9 protein-coding genes and 1 pseudogene are annotated in these 14,784 nt (G+C 56.6%); 5 read left to right on the forward strand and 5 right to left on the reverse strand.

Going from position 1 to position 14,784, the window contains the following annotated elements; translation table 11 throughout:
* Positions 1-123 precede the first annotated feature (123 nt).
* The 5 genes and pseudogenes from C3Y15_RS24825 to C3Y15_RS24845 all read right to left on the reverse strand — a co-directional run.
* Positions 124-1,638 (reverse strand): annotated as a pseudogene (locus C3Y15_RS24825) (site-specific DNA-methyltransferase); the annotation flags it as partial.
* Positions 1,639-1,653: 15 nt separating this feature from the next.
* A complete protein-coding gene (locus C3Y15_RS24830; protein ID WP_124260240.1) occupies positions 1,654-3,993 on the reverse strand; it encodes a S8 family peptidase in 2,340 nt (779 codons plus the stop codon).
* Between the two features lie 17 nt (positions 3,994-4,010).
* A complete protein-coding gene (locus C3Y15_RS24835) occupies positions 4,011-4,997 on the reverse strand; it encodes an ATP-binding protein (protein ID WP_124260241.1) in 987 nt (328 codons plus the stop codon).
* A 79-nt stretch (positions 4,998-5,076) separates the two neighbouring features.
* On the reverse strand, positions 5,077-7,962 hold the full coding sequence (locus tag C3Y15_RS24840) for an SNF2-related protein (RefSeq protein WP_124260242.1): 2,886 nt from the start codon (positions 7,960-7,962) through the stop codon (positions 5,077-5,079).
* A 58-nt stretch (positions 7,963-8,020) separates the two neighbouring features.
* Entirely contained in the window at positions 8,021-8,224 is a 204-nt protein-coding gene (locus tag C3Y15_RS24845) for a helix-turn-helix domain-containing protein (RefSeq protein WP_124260243.1), read from the reverse strand.
* 703 nt (positions 8,225-8,927) lie between these two features.
* Between C3Y15_RS24845 and C3Y15_RS24850 the strand changes: the two genes are divergently transcribed.
* The 5 genes from C3Y15_RS24850 to C3Y15_RS24870 all read left to right on the forward strand — a co-directional run bounded on the left by C3Y15_RS24850 (position 8,928) and on the right by C3Y15_RS24870 (position 14,735).
* Complete coding sequence (locus tag C3Y15_RS24850) at positions 8,928-9,404, forward strand: helix-turn-helix domain-containing protein (RefSeq protein WP_243860268.1); 477 nt, start codon at positions 8,928-8,930, stop codon at positions 9,402-9,404.
* A 276-nt stretch (positions 9,405-9,680) separates the two neighbouring features.
* Entirely contained in the window at positions 9,681-10,319 is a 639-nt protein-coding gene (locus C3Y15_RS24855; RefSeq protein WP_243860269.1) for a Tn7 transposase TnsA N-terminal domain-containing protein, read from the forward strand.
* Between the two features lie 13 nt (positions 10,320-10,332).
* A complete protein-coding gene (locus tag C3Y15_RS24860; RefSeq protein ID WP_124260244.1) occupies positions 10,333-12,294 on the forward strand; it encodes a Mu transposase C-terminal domain-containing protein in 1,962 nt (653 codons plus the stop codon).
* On the forward strand, positions 12,284-13,222 hold the full coding sequence (locus C3Y15_RS24865) for a TniB family NTP-binding protein (protein ID WP_124260245.1): 939 nt from the start codon (positions 12,284-12,286) through the stop codon (positions 13,220-13,222). The genes C3Y15_RS24860 and C3Y15_RS24865 overlap by 11 nt, the downstream gene beginning before the upstream one ends.
* A 1-nt stretch (position 13,223) precedes the next feature.
* Entirely contained in the window at positions 13,224-14,735 is a 1,512-nt protein-coding gene (locus C3Y15_RS24870) for a TniQ family protein (protein WP_166677065.1), read from the forward strand.
* The last annotated feature ends 49 nt before the right edge of the window (positions 14,736-14,784 follow it).

Raw genomic sequence — 14,784 nt, forward strand, 5'->3', positions numbered from 1 at the left:
TCGCTACGCTGCTCACGTACCAGACGCACTGCGCGCTCCCGGACTTCCGGGGAAAACTTGGTTGCCTTCTTGTTCATGGCTCGATTCTCTCAAGAATCCGAGCCTCCACAAAATTCGGTGCGGTTCAGACAGTGCCTGCAACTGTTCCGACGAAAGGTTCTGCGTGGTGACGCAAATGAAGTCGCGCTCGCTGGAATAGCCATGCTGCCACCATTGAATTTCCGATGGCTCGTAGGTAAAGCCCTCGAGCTTGCACAAAGCTTCCGCGAGGTGCGTTGCGTTGTACTCGGGATTGATTACGGGATTGCCCCAACGGTCGTTAACGATCAGGCTGGGTGCGAGTTTGTAGTAGCGGAAGCCTCCGCCTCCTTGCCAGTTCACAGATTCAGTGATGCCGCCGGGATCTGATCCGTCAATCACTGCCTTGAGTCGCGGAATGACGTGAGAGTGGCAATGCTCGCCAAGCTCAATCATGACCCATCGTCGCCCCATTTTATGTGCTACCGCACCTGTCGTTCCTGACCCGGCAAAGGAGTCGAGTACCAAATCTCCAGGCTTGGTCGCAATCTCCAGACACCTTTTGATTAACTTTTCCGGCTTCTTTCCATTCTTGAACTCAACCCCACCTTCCCCAGCGATGCCATTCCAGGGAATGTCTGTCCACAGATTGGTGAGTGGTTTCGCTGGAACGTGTTCACCATCGATTTCGCGGACTTTCGAAGAGTAAAAATAGACTTGGCGCCCGTTCAAGACGTAAACGTCATCGTATCCATTGCGCTCTACACAGATGACCTTATCCTTCTGCCGCTTTGACGCTTCACGAGCATCAACAATAGTACGACCTGCCGCATCGCTGATGGCTGTAGCTTGAAAAACGCTGTCTCGATGCTCGAGGGCATAGCCAGCAACAGCAGCATCAAACGTCATTCTGCCCATAGCTTTGCGTGCAGCCCGGGTGTCTTTGAAGTTCAAAGAGGCTGCAACTACCTCATTTAGTCCACCCACCTGCCACTTCGAGTAGTGCTCGCTCCTATTTAGGATGATCTTTCCGTAGCCCGGATCGTAGGAGCTTTCAACGTAAATCTGCTCATACTTGTAGGAGCTGCGCTCCCTTGCATACATGAGCAAATACTCCGTTTGTGAGTATGGTGACGGATTCACGGTCTTGTGACCCGATGGATCGGACGTCTTGACCACAATCATGTTTAGGAACTGATCTCGCCCAAATATTTCATCGCACATCACCCGCAAATAAGCCATTTCCTTGTCATCAATATGGATGAATATGACTCCATCGCGAGAAAGCAATCGCCTCAGTATTTCGAGTCGGTCGCGCATTAAGCCAAGCCAAGTTGAATGCTCAACAGAATCGTCGTAGTGCTCAAATGCTGCACCTGTATTGAAGGGCGGATCGATGTAGATACATTTAACTTGCCCAGAAAACTCCTGCTCCAGTGCCTTGAGAGCTAGCAAGTTGTCACCGAAGATCAGCCGGTTGTTGAAGATATCGTTATCTGAAATCCGGTGCTTCGCGTGATACGACTTCTCAGGGTCTTCGAGCAAGATGCGCGGCTCGAGCTTGGGACGTTTCTCCTTGCCGATCCACGTAAGTTCGAGTTTTTGTTTTGTATGACTCATTCACTGTTCCTGTTTTTATACTCGGGCGCGGGCACGAGCCTGAACTCGGGCTTCAAGCGCTGCGCGCACTTCTGCGTAAAGATTGACGTTAACTTGCTCGCGGTCGGCGAGCACAGCGGCGAGTGCGTAAGGTTCCTCGCTGTCGCGGCCGTTTGACCACGGGCTGTCCTGACGGGTCACCACTGCAAACACCTTGTCACCGTTCGCGAGAGCCTGTTTGAAGCTCCAACGTGAAACCTGCAGCGTGCCATTCTTGCGCGTATCGTTGGGCAGCCAGCGGCCATTGTTACGCTCGCCCATGCCTTTCGCGCGGTTGCGGCGGAACGCCTCGGTGACCGTGTCCAGACTGCTCGCGGTAACCACGGTGAACCATAGTTTGCTCATGCGGTAATCCAGGCGAGTGGTGCGAACGGCGGGGCTGTACGCAAGTGCAACCGTGATCTCCCGCGTCCGACGACCGCCCGCCCAGAAGCTTTCCGGCAGAGGCAACTCAAAGAAGTGGTGCTGGTCGTTGCCCATCTGTTCTTCGGCGAGCAAGGTGACAGTGTGATCCAGAGACCGGAACAACGCTGCGTCGTCCACACGACCGTACCCAACCAGGCGCAAGAGCTGATCTCTGCCTTCCCCGTTTCCGTTGGGGTTGAGCAACGCCTCGCTGGCTTGTGGCCAACGAGCGTGTGCGCCGAGCAGGGCACGAAGAAGGTTTGGTGTTGCGGTCGGCACTTCGGCAAGGAGTCGAGCCGCCTTATGCGCCACCATCGGGGCCGCGTAACTCGTTCCGATATCCTCACGGAAGGCCGGACCGTTGGCAAAGCCACCGTTGAGCGAAACGACGCCGAGCCCCGCATGACGGGTACGTCCTCCCGCACGCATCAGTGCGACATTGCCTGCGTACTCGACGACGTCCGGCTTGATCGCGCCATTAATCGACGGACCGCCACGGGTCAGCGGAAATGGCTGCCCCACTCGAGCGATGGGGTGATCTTCAATGCCATTCGGATATCGCTGCGCATCACGGGTTGCCTCGTTCAGCGTCAAACCACCTACGGTCAGGGCATTGAGTGCCGTAGCCGGATCGAGTAGACGCGAACCGTCCGCCGTCAGGTAATTGGGATATTCATCGCGAGCATTGGCGGGCAGATCGGCAGTGGTCAAATTGCCCGTCGGCACGACGAACAGAACACCGAGCTCACGCGTTAAACGATCTAGGGTATAGGCGAGCCCGCGCACATGCCGCCCGTCGTAGATCTTGTTGAGATCGCCATAACTGAGATTGAAAACCCGGCAACCATACTGCTCGTGCAGGTCTCGTACCGCCGCTTCCACGGCCTTCTCGACGAACTCGGTCTGGTCCTGCCCGTCATCATTGAACACTTTCCCGGAGAACAGCCGCAGCTGAGGCACGAACTGTCCGCTCTGGATGCAGGCGTGAACATCTCCGTACATTGCCAAGGCGCCCACAAAGGTGCCGTGCCAGTGCGAAGGGTCATCGTCCGGACTACGGTTCGGAGCAAGGTAACCCTGAGCATCACCAACTGCGGCCGCCAGCAGCGGGTGCCCCCTTGTCAGCCCGGAATCCAGCACGGCTACGGCGGGCGCTTCGTCTGCCGGAGGATCTATCGCAGGGAATTGATTGATATCGGTATGCAGCAGTTCGACTGAGACGCCCAGACGCGGGGGAAGATCGACCGTTCGAACGTCGCGATGGCGCAGGAGCTGTTCTGCCTGGTTCTGGTCACAACGTAGGCGGACCATCATCAGTGAAGGCTGCTTTATACTATCCAGACTCTCAATGTGCTGCTCGCGCAACCAATTCAGGAAGGCGTCGAGCATCGCATCGCGCCTATCCTGCCGGTCCTGCGGCCAGAGCTCAACGTCCAATACGAATGGACGCTGCGCGGGAAATCCCTGTTGCCTTAGAGCGGCTCCGGTACGATCTGCGGGAGTCCAGTGATCAAAATTCTCCAGCGCGTAGAGCAGCTCCTTGCGCTTTACTGAGCCCTGCTGCGCCAAGGTAGTCAATCGTGCCTCGACTTCATCCAGCGCCGCTTCACTGGCAAAAGCGAGTACGATCTCCTTCGCCTCCTGACTTACGACCTCGACGCCGGAGATTGCCTCAAGGTTGGGAAGCGTCTCATCGGCGTGCAGAATGATCTTGAGCAGCTTTCGTTCGTCAAATCCTCCGACATCAGCCTCGTCAGGCTCAGAGATACGCGCTCGTGCTGACTGCAGCAATCCACCGAGATTGGCACCGAAGGCACGTGGATCATCGGGCTTGAAATGCGGTCCAGGTTTCCGTGGATGCCTTTCCGTCAGCGGCGTTTCACGCCCCATGCGCAAGTGTTCATAGGCCATAGCTCCCGCCTCCGTCCTTAGTTCTTGTGGCGATATTCGCGGGAAAGCGCGGTATCGATATGGCTCTTTTCCAGAAATTCGCGTCCTGACAGAATCATTTCCTTCACTGCGCGCCGCAGCACCCGCTCGATATCGGCGTGAGACATTCCCTTGAATTGGGATGCGACGTGGCCGTCGTCCGGTTCGAAATTGCGGCGGATGCCAGAGAGCTTTAACGCCAGCAGGCGCTTGATCTGTTCCAGATTGGGCATCTCGAAGCGAATGACTTCATCGAAGCGGCGCCACACCGCCTTGTCCAGCAATGTTTCGTAGTTTGTGGTGGCAATGAGGATGCTTGCGCCGCGATAACCATCCATCATCTGCAGGACGGCATTCACGGAGCGCTTGAGCTCACCGTGATCGGCACTGTCGCCGCGATCCTTGGTCAACGCATCGAACTCATCGAAAAGCGCGACAACGGGTTGGCTTTCGATAAAGTCGAAAACCTTGCGTAAGTTGGCTGCCGTCTCGCCCAGAAAAGACGAAATGACGGAGTCGAGCCGGACGAGGATGAGAGGCAACGAAAGGCTGTGCGCGATGACCTCGGCGGCCAGCGTCTTGCCGCAGCCGGGCGGCCCACAAAACAAGAGTTTCTGCGCGGGCTGCATCCCGTACGAGCGCAGCACATCGGCTCGATTGTGCTCCATAAGAATTTCATCGAGTGCCGACTGCGTAGTATCGGAGAGGATGATGTCTTTTTCCTCCCGGACCACTGCGCGTTCTTCGAGTAGCGCGAGGCCGTTGTCCTTGTTGGTGGGGAGGTTGGTTATAGCGTGCAGCTTGCGAGCACTTTGCCCGATCGTTGCCTGATCGCCGTAAAGCAAGCGCTCGAGGTCATTGGCGAGCAGATGATGATTTTTTTCTCGCTCCTCTTTGATCACAGCCTCAGAAGCTGCACGAAAACCCGCAGCATCGCCTTGCGTCCCCGATTTGATTAGTTGCCGCAGCAATTTCCCATTGGCCATTAGTAGTTCTCCTCAAATCTTGTCACGCATCAAGCGCTGCCTGGTAATCCGGACGTGGCATGCACTACCCGAGTAATCATCACACCAACTCCCACTCGACGGTAAACACCGTTTGCTCCTGAACCTGCTGCTGCAACTGAACCTCGAGCTGCGTAATCAAGTCGTTGCGCTGGGCTTCGACTTCATCCTGCCGCGCAAACAACTCCCGGCGCAGCTTGCTTCGCTTGCCCTCGAGCTCACGCTGCCGCTTCTGGTGTGCCAGTTTTTCTTCCAGTGTCGGGGAGGTCGCGGCTGTGCGGCGTACCTCCTTGATCTCAACATCGATCGCCTTGATCTCTTGCTCAAGGCCCAACTTCAGATCGTCCGCCCACGCGTCGAGCTTCTGGACCTCCTGCTCGAAGTAGCCGAGGTTACGCTGATTGATTTCGCGTAGGAGCTCGAACTTGCGAGCCTCTACATCGGCCAGCAGGGTTGTGTCGCCCGCATTGAACAGTCCCGCCGACTGCGCGTGGGCAGGCAGGCGGAGCAGTTTTTCCGGATCATCTTCTGCAAGCGCGACGCCATCGGCTGTGCTCGCGGCCACCACCAAATGCTGCTCTTGGCTACCCAGCGCCTCGACAGACACCAACTTTAGCGTGAGCCAACCGGTCTTGCCACGATAGGCCTTGAGCGTACTGATCTGTGTCCCGTAGGCATCGTAGTCGAACACGAGCCGAGCGCCGGGAAGATCCCGGGTCTTGGCTTGATGGATCACCCACGCGGCCAGTGGATGACCAATCCGGTACAGATGGGCCTCACCGGTACGCCGGGGCAGTTCGTAGCGCCCCAGGTCGATTCCGTCGAGACCACTTTGCTTGATACCAACGGGAGGCCGCTGGAGAACAAAGCCATCATCATCAAAGTCCGCGCAGTCGCCCAGTTCCGCCCTGGTCAAGTCCATCAGCATCCGCTCGTAGCGGCTGCGCGCGGCACGACTATCCTCGGCTCGGACACGCAGCTTGTCCTGCACCTCTTCGTCGAAGTTCTCCAGCAGGATCTGGCGCGTCTTGACCATCGCTTCGTTGATCTCACCCGACAGGTCGAGCTGCAGCTGTTCGAAGCTGGCCTTGATCGCGTCGGGATCACGGCAGTTCTGATAGATCTCGGCGATGCGCCGCTCGAAGTCCACGCCAGAGCCAATAGCCCCCAACACCTCATCGCTGGCCCCGAATACGCCTTCGAAGAGCTGGAATTTCTGCGCCAGCAGTTCATAGACCCGCGCGTCCGCCTCGTTGCTTCGGTCGATGAAATTCACCACGACGACATCGAACTTCTGTCCATACCGATGGCAGCGCCCGATCCGCTGCTCGATGCGCTGCGGGTTCCAGGGAAGGTCATAGTTGATGACGAGGGAGCAGAACTGAAGGTTGATGCCCTCCGCACCGGCTTCGGTGGCGATCATGACCGTGCCGCGTTCCTTGAAGTGCTCAACCAGGGCAGCGCGCGTGTCGGCGGTCTTGGAGCCAGTTACGCGGTCGGTGCCTTCGTGGCGCTTCAGCCAGTCCTTGTAGATCGCTTGGGCTCGCGCATCACTGTTCGTTCCATTGAAGAGCACGATGCCTTCGCCGTAGGGCGTATCGGCCAACAGGGAGAGGAGATACTCCTGCGTGCGCTTGGACTCGGTAAAGATGATGGCCTTCTTGGCAGCACCGAGACGATCCAGCTCCGCGAAAGCGCGATCCAGTGCAGTCAGTAGCGCTTTGCCCTTTGCGTTATCGCGGATGTTGGTTGCCAGCGCCTTGAAGTGCCGAAGCTCCGCGATTTCCTGCGCGACGGCATCGCGCTCGTTCCGTTGGGATGAGGCGGCATCCGGGTCTTGGCCATTCCACTCGTCGGCCGTTTCGTCGAGCGACTCGTAGTCCTCGTCCAGTTCCTCGGTCAGATCAGAAACATTGGGAGACTCATCGAGCACCCCCTGCAGGCGCTTGGCCATCGTCTCCAAAGCACCGGCTATGGCGTGGGTGGAGGATGCCAGCAACTTCCACAGCACAAGTGAAATCAGCTGGCGCTGGCCCTCGGGCAGTGCCTTAAGGTTCGGACGGCGCAGGTAGTCGGCAACAAGTGCTGAAAGTTCCTGCTCTTCACTCGATGGCGTGAACTCCTGAACAATTGCCGTTCGAGCGGTGTACGAGACATAAGGCTGGACCTGCTTGCGCAGGGTGCGCTTGCAGACTGATGCAAGCCGGTCACGCAGGCCGCGGAAGGCCTGATCTCTGCCTTGGGCTGTGAACTGCGCGCGGAAGCTATCGATGTCACCAAAGACACGGTCGTCGATCATGCTGACCAGACCGTACAGCTCAAGCAACGAGTTCTGCAGCGGCGTTGCTGTCAGCAGCACCTTGGAATGAACACGAGCCAGCGCTTCTTTGAGCGTTTTGGCGATGACGTTGCTGGTCTTATAGACGTTGCGCAGGCGATGGGCCTCATCGAGTACGACCAGATCCCATTCGATGTCCTTGATATCGTCGGCCTTGGCCTTCGCAAACTGGTAGGAGCAGATCACCGGGCCCAATGACATCAGGAACGGGTTCTGGCGCTCTTGCTTGCGAATGGCGTTGTAGTTTTTTGCCTCAAGGATCAAGCCCTGCAGACTGAACTTGTCCTGCAGCTCCTGGTGCCATTGCTTGCGCAGGTTGGCCGGGACGATGATCAGGATGCGGCGGCGCCGTTCGGCCCAGCGCTGTGAGATGACAAGCCCGGCTTCGATGGTCTTGCCGAGTCCAACCTCGTCGGCCAAGATTACGCCGCGCGAGAGCGGGTTCTTGCAGGCGAAGAGCGCGGCTTCGACTTGATGTGGGTTGAGGTCGACCTGCGAATCGACCAGGGTAGATGCCAGCGACTCCACGGTGTCGCCTGCCGCGCGTCGGGTCAGCAGCCATGCGTAGTACTGGCTCTGATGCGGCGTCAGAAGCTGCTGTGTTATCAATGGCGACCCTCCCTTTGTCCTTGCCCAGACGCGATTTGCTTGCTGACTTGGCGCGCGCTCATTCAGTCCCCGGCTTCTTCTTGTTGTTGATACTTTCGGCGATCCAGCTATCCAGCTCGGAGCGGCGAAAACGCCAGGTTCCCCCAAGCTTGAAGGCTGGAATCTCCCCCTTCTGGGCAAGGCGATAGACCGTCCGCTTCCCAGCCTTCAGGTATGCAGCAACCTCGTCGAGTGTCAGGATTTCGCCTTCTGTATCAATCATCGCCTCGCCCTTGACGTTAGCCGGCGTTGGAGTTTGTTAGCCAAGTTTGGCCAATTTTCCCACATTACGGCGTCATCGGCTAGGGAACGGTCGCGACCATGCCAGCAGAGCCGGCCTTGGGGGAGTTCGCTTGAGAAAGTCGGCGCCGAACTGGCCGTTCGATGAGCACCGCTACGCCAGTCGGTCGCCACGAGGCATCCTCAAGGGGCGACGATGCCATCTGGTTGCGTTCGGCCAAATCGGCGAATCCACGCCCTCAAGAACAAAACCTTGCTATCCTGCTCGGCAAACGGACGCGGGTTCGGTTCCCGTTTCCACCACCAAATGCAAAAGGGCCGCTGTTCCGCAAGGACAGCGGCCTTTCGCTTTTCCGGGCGCCTTTCCGTACCTCGGTCAGCGCGATTCAACTGTTCTAGCCGCTATCGACGGAAGAAACATGCCGGTGCCCCTAACGATCCCTTACCGCACGCTCATGTTCGGGGCGTGCCTCGCTGCCCAATACGGCAATTGATTTTTTCTATTCACGACGCAGCCGTGATATCCCACAACGCGTGCTTCACATCGATACGAATTTACATAGCGATACGCAAAGCCGGGAATTCAGGCTCGGAAGAATCCTGAATCGAAAAAAAACATATTTGAATTTGCGTCCACTACGGATCGACAAAATATATGAACTTCGCTCCCCGGCCCTTCGACAAGATTGGTCATTGACCTCCACTTTTTCCGCTCTTATTCTGCAAAAATTCGAGGAAACCTTGTCGTTGAATTTCACGTGACAGATTTTGGAAAATTCATCCGTACTCGCCGCAAGGCGCTCAAGCTGACGCAGACCGAACTCGCGCGGCGCCTCGGCGTGGATGACGCATACATCAGCGCGATCGAGCGCGGCGTTCGCACGCCGGGTGACGTCGTTTTTATTGATCAGTTGGGACGAGCTCTTGCGCTAGATGGGGATGGCCAGGGCGCACTCGAGGCGGTCGCTGAGAGCTCCAAGCGGCTGCTGCGCCTGTCTGACCCGCTACCGCTGTACAAATATCAAGTGATTGCCGCTCTAGTCAGGGATCAATCTCTGACTGAGGCGGACATGGACACAATCGCGAAGGTACATGCGGCGATCGTCCAGATTAGAAACGCCACGGCAGGCGCCGTTAGCATTGGCAATGGAGGGATTATGTAAAGAAAAAGCGCCACAAACCAGAAGGCCTGTAGCGCTTTTGGATCAGAACCAGTAAAGATTCGTCCCCTAGACAAGGCGAGTCTCTACCTATCTGACCTCAGCGTCAAGCCCTTCTTTTTCCTTGCGATCTGCGCCCCTCGGGATTCGATCAATTTTGATCGAATCTCCGGTATCGCACACCCGTTCTCCGGGCACAAATTCGACAACATCTCGTCGTCGAAGGGGGGCGTATTCCTGAAACGTGAGCGTCTTCTCAAGACGCGACGGAGAGAACTCGTGCCAGAAATTATCGAAACCCTCGTCATTCACTCGTCCCAACGTCGTAGACGCCGCATCGTGACAGTCTCCGGTCTCGGGGTACGGGGAAAGTTTCCAAGCAGGAAGTCAGTTGAGCCCGCCGAGTTCGAAAGTCTCATCGAGGAGATGGCACTGCGATTCCTGGAAGTAGCTCCTTCCGTCACGGCGATCACAACTCAGCCGCAAGTCTTTGAATATTCGGACGGTACGTGCCGGCGACGTTACACACCTGATGTGGCAATCGGAACGACCAATGGAACGGTATTTCTTGAGGTCAAGGACGACACGTCGCTCACCTCGCACTCACGAGCCATCGTTCGGCTTAGGGCGGCTGCCCGGTATCTTCGGCAACGCGGTGAACGCTTCCATCTTGTTTTGCGAAGCGACCTCATTGCGGACGAACTCCACGACCGTCTCCAACAGGTCCTTTCCGCACGCCCCATGCGCGGCAGGTATCGACCCAACATCGACGCAACCCTCTGGGATCCGGAGAACGGAACACATCCGTCTGCAGAGGTACTGCAGCAATGGGAAAACGCAAAGCGCGAATGCGACGCTCTACTCCACCGGATCATGAAACGCGACCCGGACGATCTTCTCCCCATCTCGACTCGCTGACTGGAGGAACATCATGGCCAATTTCACCAAGGATCAAATCATCTTTCGGGGCGAAGGGAAATTCCGCATCGTCCGCGTGCAAGAAGACGTCGCTCAGCTGGAAAATACCGTGACGGGTGAGTTCTCAAACCACAGCGAAGCGGACCTCCTGGAAGAATATCTGCGGGGATATCTCCGTACGACCAATAGCAAGCAATACCAACGCGCCCCCAAACGCAGCAATATCAAGGATGCATTGGAGGCCAATATATCCGCAGATGCGTCGGGTGATTTCGAAACGCGCCGGCGAGTCAACTATCTGGTACTGCTCGATCGAATGGACGCGTTCGCGGGTCGCCGGTCGGCACTGCGTAAGGCAATTCAAAAAGTCTCGGTAGATCTTGCAGACCCTACTCCACCGCACGAGACCACGATATATCGGTGGCGCCGCCGGTACCGCATCGCGCGGTGCGATATCCGTGCCTTGCTTGATCAGTCAGAGCATCGTGGCGGACAGGGGCAATCACGGCTCGACCCGATCGTGGAAGCCATCATCCACGAAAAGATCGAGACAGCCTTCCTAAATAGTAAGAGAGGAGCTGCGGAGGATGTCTATAACGCAGTCTTTCTCGAAATCACGCGTCAAAACGCGATGCGTATCGAGCCCGAGTGGCTCAAGGTCCCTGCGCTCCGGACCATTCAACGACGCATCCACGATATCGACGCATACGACCACGCTGTTGCTCGGTATGGCGAGCGAGAAGCGCGGCGTAGGTTTGCGGATCAACATCGTGCACGGAAGGTATCGCGAATTCTCGAGATTGTCGAAATCGACCATACGCCGATAGACCTATTGCACGCGGATGCAAATGGCAATGCCGTCGCTCGGCCGATGTTCACCGCTGTCATCGACCGATTTTCCAGATGCGTGCTTGGCTTTTGCATCAGTTCGGCCGGGCATGGGGTCCACGCTGTATTCGAAGCACTGAGGCACGCCATGATGCCCAAGAGCTACCTCGGAGAGCAATTTCCTGAGTTAAATCTCGAGTGGCCATGTCATGGTTGGCCTGAGCGCTTGCTCATGGACAACGGGCGGGAAATGCATGCCCGTGCAGTCGTCGACGCCATGACCAATTTGGGCGTGATCTGTGAGTACGCGGCATCGCGCGATCCAAACGACAAACCGTTTGTCGAACGCTTTCTCAAGACGTTCAACTACTCCTTCATCCACAAACTCGCAGGAACGACTCTCGCCAAAGTTCATCAGCGCATTGGCTTCAAGGCGGAAGACGAAGCATGCATCACGTTCGAGCAGCTCAACGAGATGATTCATATCTGGATCACGGAGGTCTATCACAAGCGGCCGCATAAAGGTCTGGGAGGCCGTGCACCGATCGACGTCTGGAAAGAGGGGGCCTCGGTGAATCCGCCTCTGTTGAAATGCAACGCCGAGGATCTCAGCATCGAGTTTGGCGAACATGACGAGAGCACGCTGCAGCACTATGGTATCGACTTCAACACATTCCGATACGTGTCCCCAGAGCTACTCGCCTTGCGGCGCATGCTACCCGCCAAGTCAAAGGTGCACATCAAGGCACCGTACGAAAACGCAGGTGTGATCTACGTGTGGGATCCGATCGAAAACCAATACATCCGCGCCGACAATACCGACGACCGATATCACAATCTGACGGTCGAGCAAGCCAAGTTAGTGAAGAACAAGTACAAGAATTCCGATCCGCATCAACGGACCAGGTCGCGCTCGCAGGAAATGCTCCGCGAGATGAACAACGACGCAATGCAATCAAAGAAGCTCAAAGAACGCAGACGCGGCGCACGTCAAGCTGGCATCACATCAAAGAATATCAATCGTAGCCAGCCTCCTGTCCCGGTATCGCAGAGCAATCTTCCTGGAATCTCATTTACTTTGGATTCCGATGAGTTGGTTGGATTTGAAGTCGACACCTTCGATGCCGAGGTCTATTATGAAGAATAATGCCGCGTGTGCAGCAACCGTCCAGAAGATCCGGAAAGAATTCATCAAACTCCCTCACGTCACACGAATAACGGCTTCATTGGACCGTATGTACGCGTATCGGTGTTACAACGAGGAAGCCGAGCATCTGATGCTGGTCGGTGAATCCGGGGTGGGAAAGTCCACGCTGCTTTCCAGATACGCAGCAGAACATCCTCCGATCGAACACGAGGAATTCACCGAGGTCCCAGTACTGTACGTGGTGCTGGGGCCCTCTCCCACGCCCAAGACGTTGGCACACACACTCCTGCGCGTACTGGGAGACCCGAAATGGAACACAGGCCGGGAGGTGGAGCTGACTGCCAGGCTGGTGTTTCTCATCAAGCAATGCCGTGTCCGGCTCGTGATCGTCGATGAAGCCAATCACTTGATCGACCGAGGCGGAGAGAAAACGCTCCACACTGCCGCCGACTGGATCAAGCGGTTGGTCGATGCGACGCGAGTGTCATTTGTACTAGCCGGCATCCCCAGAATCACGCGCTTGCTCGATACGAATGATCAGCTCCGCGAACGGTTCCGGGAGGTCGTCGGGATCAACCGACTGTCAGTGGCCAATCGGTCGACCGAATTGGAGTTCCGTAACGTACTTGAGACCTTCAAAAGATACCTGCAGGACCTCCCGGCGATCGACATCTCCGCTGCTACTGTCACCCGCCTGTTTGCTTTTGCAACCGATGGGCGTCTTCGCGATATCCGGAGGCTCATGGTGCGCGCGGTCGAGCTGGCGTACAGGCAGCCAGATCCCCGACTGACAGACAAGGTCTTCGCGGAGGCATTCCGGACGGTCATCTACCCGGATGCGCCAGACGAACGGAATCCCTTCCACGAGCGATTCAATGAGATGCCTCTCGTGAAAAGCGATGAACCCTTTGCACCGGTGGAGCGCTGACATGGTGACGTCCAACACTTCTCGCCTACCACTGTGCCGCCCCAAAATCCTTCCTGACGAATGGATCGAAACCTATCTTTTTCGCGTCGCTAGAGCCAATGGCATTCGCCGCCCAAGGCTCAGTGACATCGAGCGATTTCGCCCAACGCTTCCCGTCACAGCCGTGAGCAAAACTGACGGCTATCCAATTTGGGGCAACGCCATGCTACCGCGCTGGAGCGTGGTTACCCGGGTGAACAAGATCCGGTACTGTCCGGAGTGTATGGTTGAGTCCAGGCATATTCGTTCGCGTTGGCGCCTCACATTCTTTGAAGTCTGCACGCTCCATCACGTCCGGCTGAAAGACGATCTCGCCGAACCCGTGATGACCCGAGGCTATAAGCAAAGCGATAAATACCTGATCACCGATATCACCGACGAGCAGCTCTGGGACGGTGCGGTGTGCCCAATGCCCAACGAGCGACAGCATGTCGATCGATTGTGGTCGCAGTTTGAACGGCTAATCCTTGGAAGCGATCTATCCGGCGCGTTCGCGCAGCTGACTCACATCTTGTTTCTGGAGGCCATCCTCGATGCCCTGGCAACCACCATGCCAGAGTTCAAGTCGCTGCCCTTGGACGCCCCCCGATCAACCCGCCTGGCCGAATTAGTTGAGAGAAACCAGTTTACCTTGGTCCCGGATTCGGATGGAGTTCGAGATTTCCTGGATCAGATCACCGATCCATCGCATCGCGGCGTGGCCCTCGCGCGACTACGTCGCATGTTGCTCGATGAGGCCCAAAGACGTACATGTCTTTCTAGCTTACCGATCTCAGACCTGAGGAGGCGGCTTTTGATGGATGGCCAGACGACCATCACCCCGCGAACTCGCGGGGAAGTCCACCCGAGTCATGGCGTACCGGACGGATACGTAAGTTTCGAGAAGGCGACTTTGCTCGTCGGATGCACCAAGGATCTTCTCAAGCATCTCATTCAAGAGGACGTCTCTCATGGTGCCGTCACGGTCCAGCACGGCAACAAACGATATGTATTTTTCCCACCCCGGGCAGTAGAAGCGTGTCGCCGATGGTTTGCGTCCGTCGTAACGCGCGAGCAGTTGATGAAAGAAATGTGCATTACTCGACACGGGTGTATCACGCTGTTGAAATCAGGTTTGCTGCAGCCATTGACGATCAAAGGGCAGACGTATTTTTACCGAACACATCTCACCAGTCTGTGTCACCGGTTAGAGGAACTATCGCAGCCTTGTCCGGCCAGCTCCGCGCATTTACAACCGTTGTTCGGAACATGGTTGCCATGGAAGGGACTCTACACATCAAGCTCGCGCGAGATGTTGAAGGACATATTCGGTGGAAAATTCCCCATCTTCCGTCAGCTGGCAAACCCAGGGCTATCTGCTTACTTTGTTGATTGGACGGCAATCGAACGGCTACATCAGTTCAGGATGAATGCCATCGCCAAACAGGCAAAGCTGGAGCGGTCATCGCAGCAACTCTCCTTCTTGCCAGAATGAATCTCAAACCAATCCATAACGCAGGTTGGCGTTCCCGGGGAATCGCTCT

This window comes from Burkholderia sp. B10 (assembly GCF_004368385.1).
Lineage (GTDB): Bacteria > Pseudomonadota > Gammaproteobacteria > Burkholderiales > Burkholderiaceae > Burkholderia > Burkholderia vietnamiensis.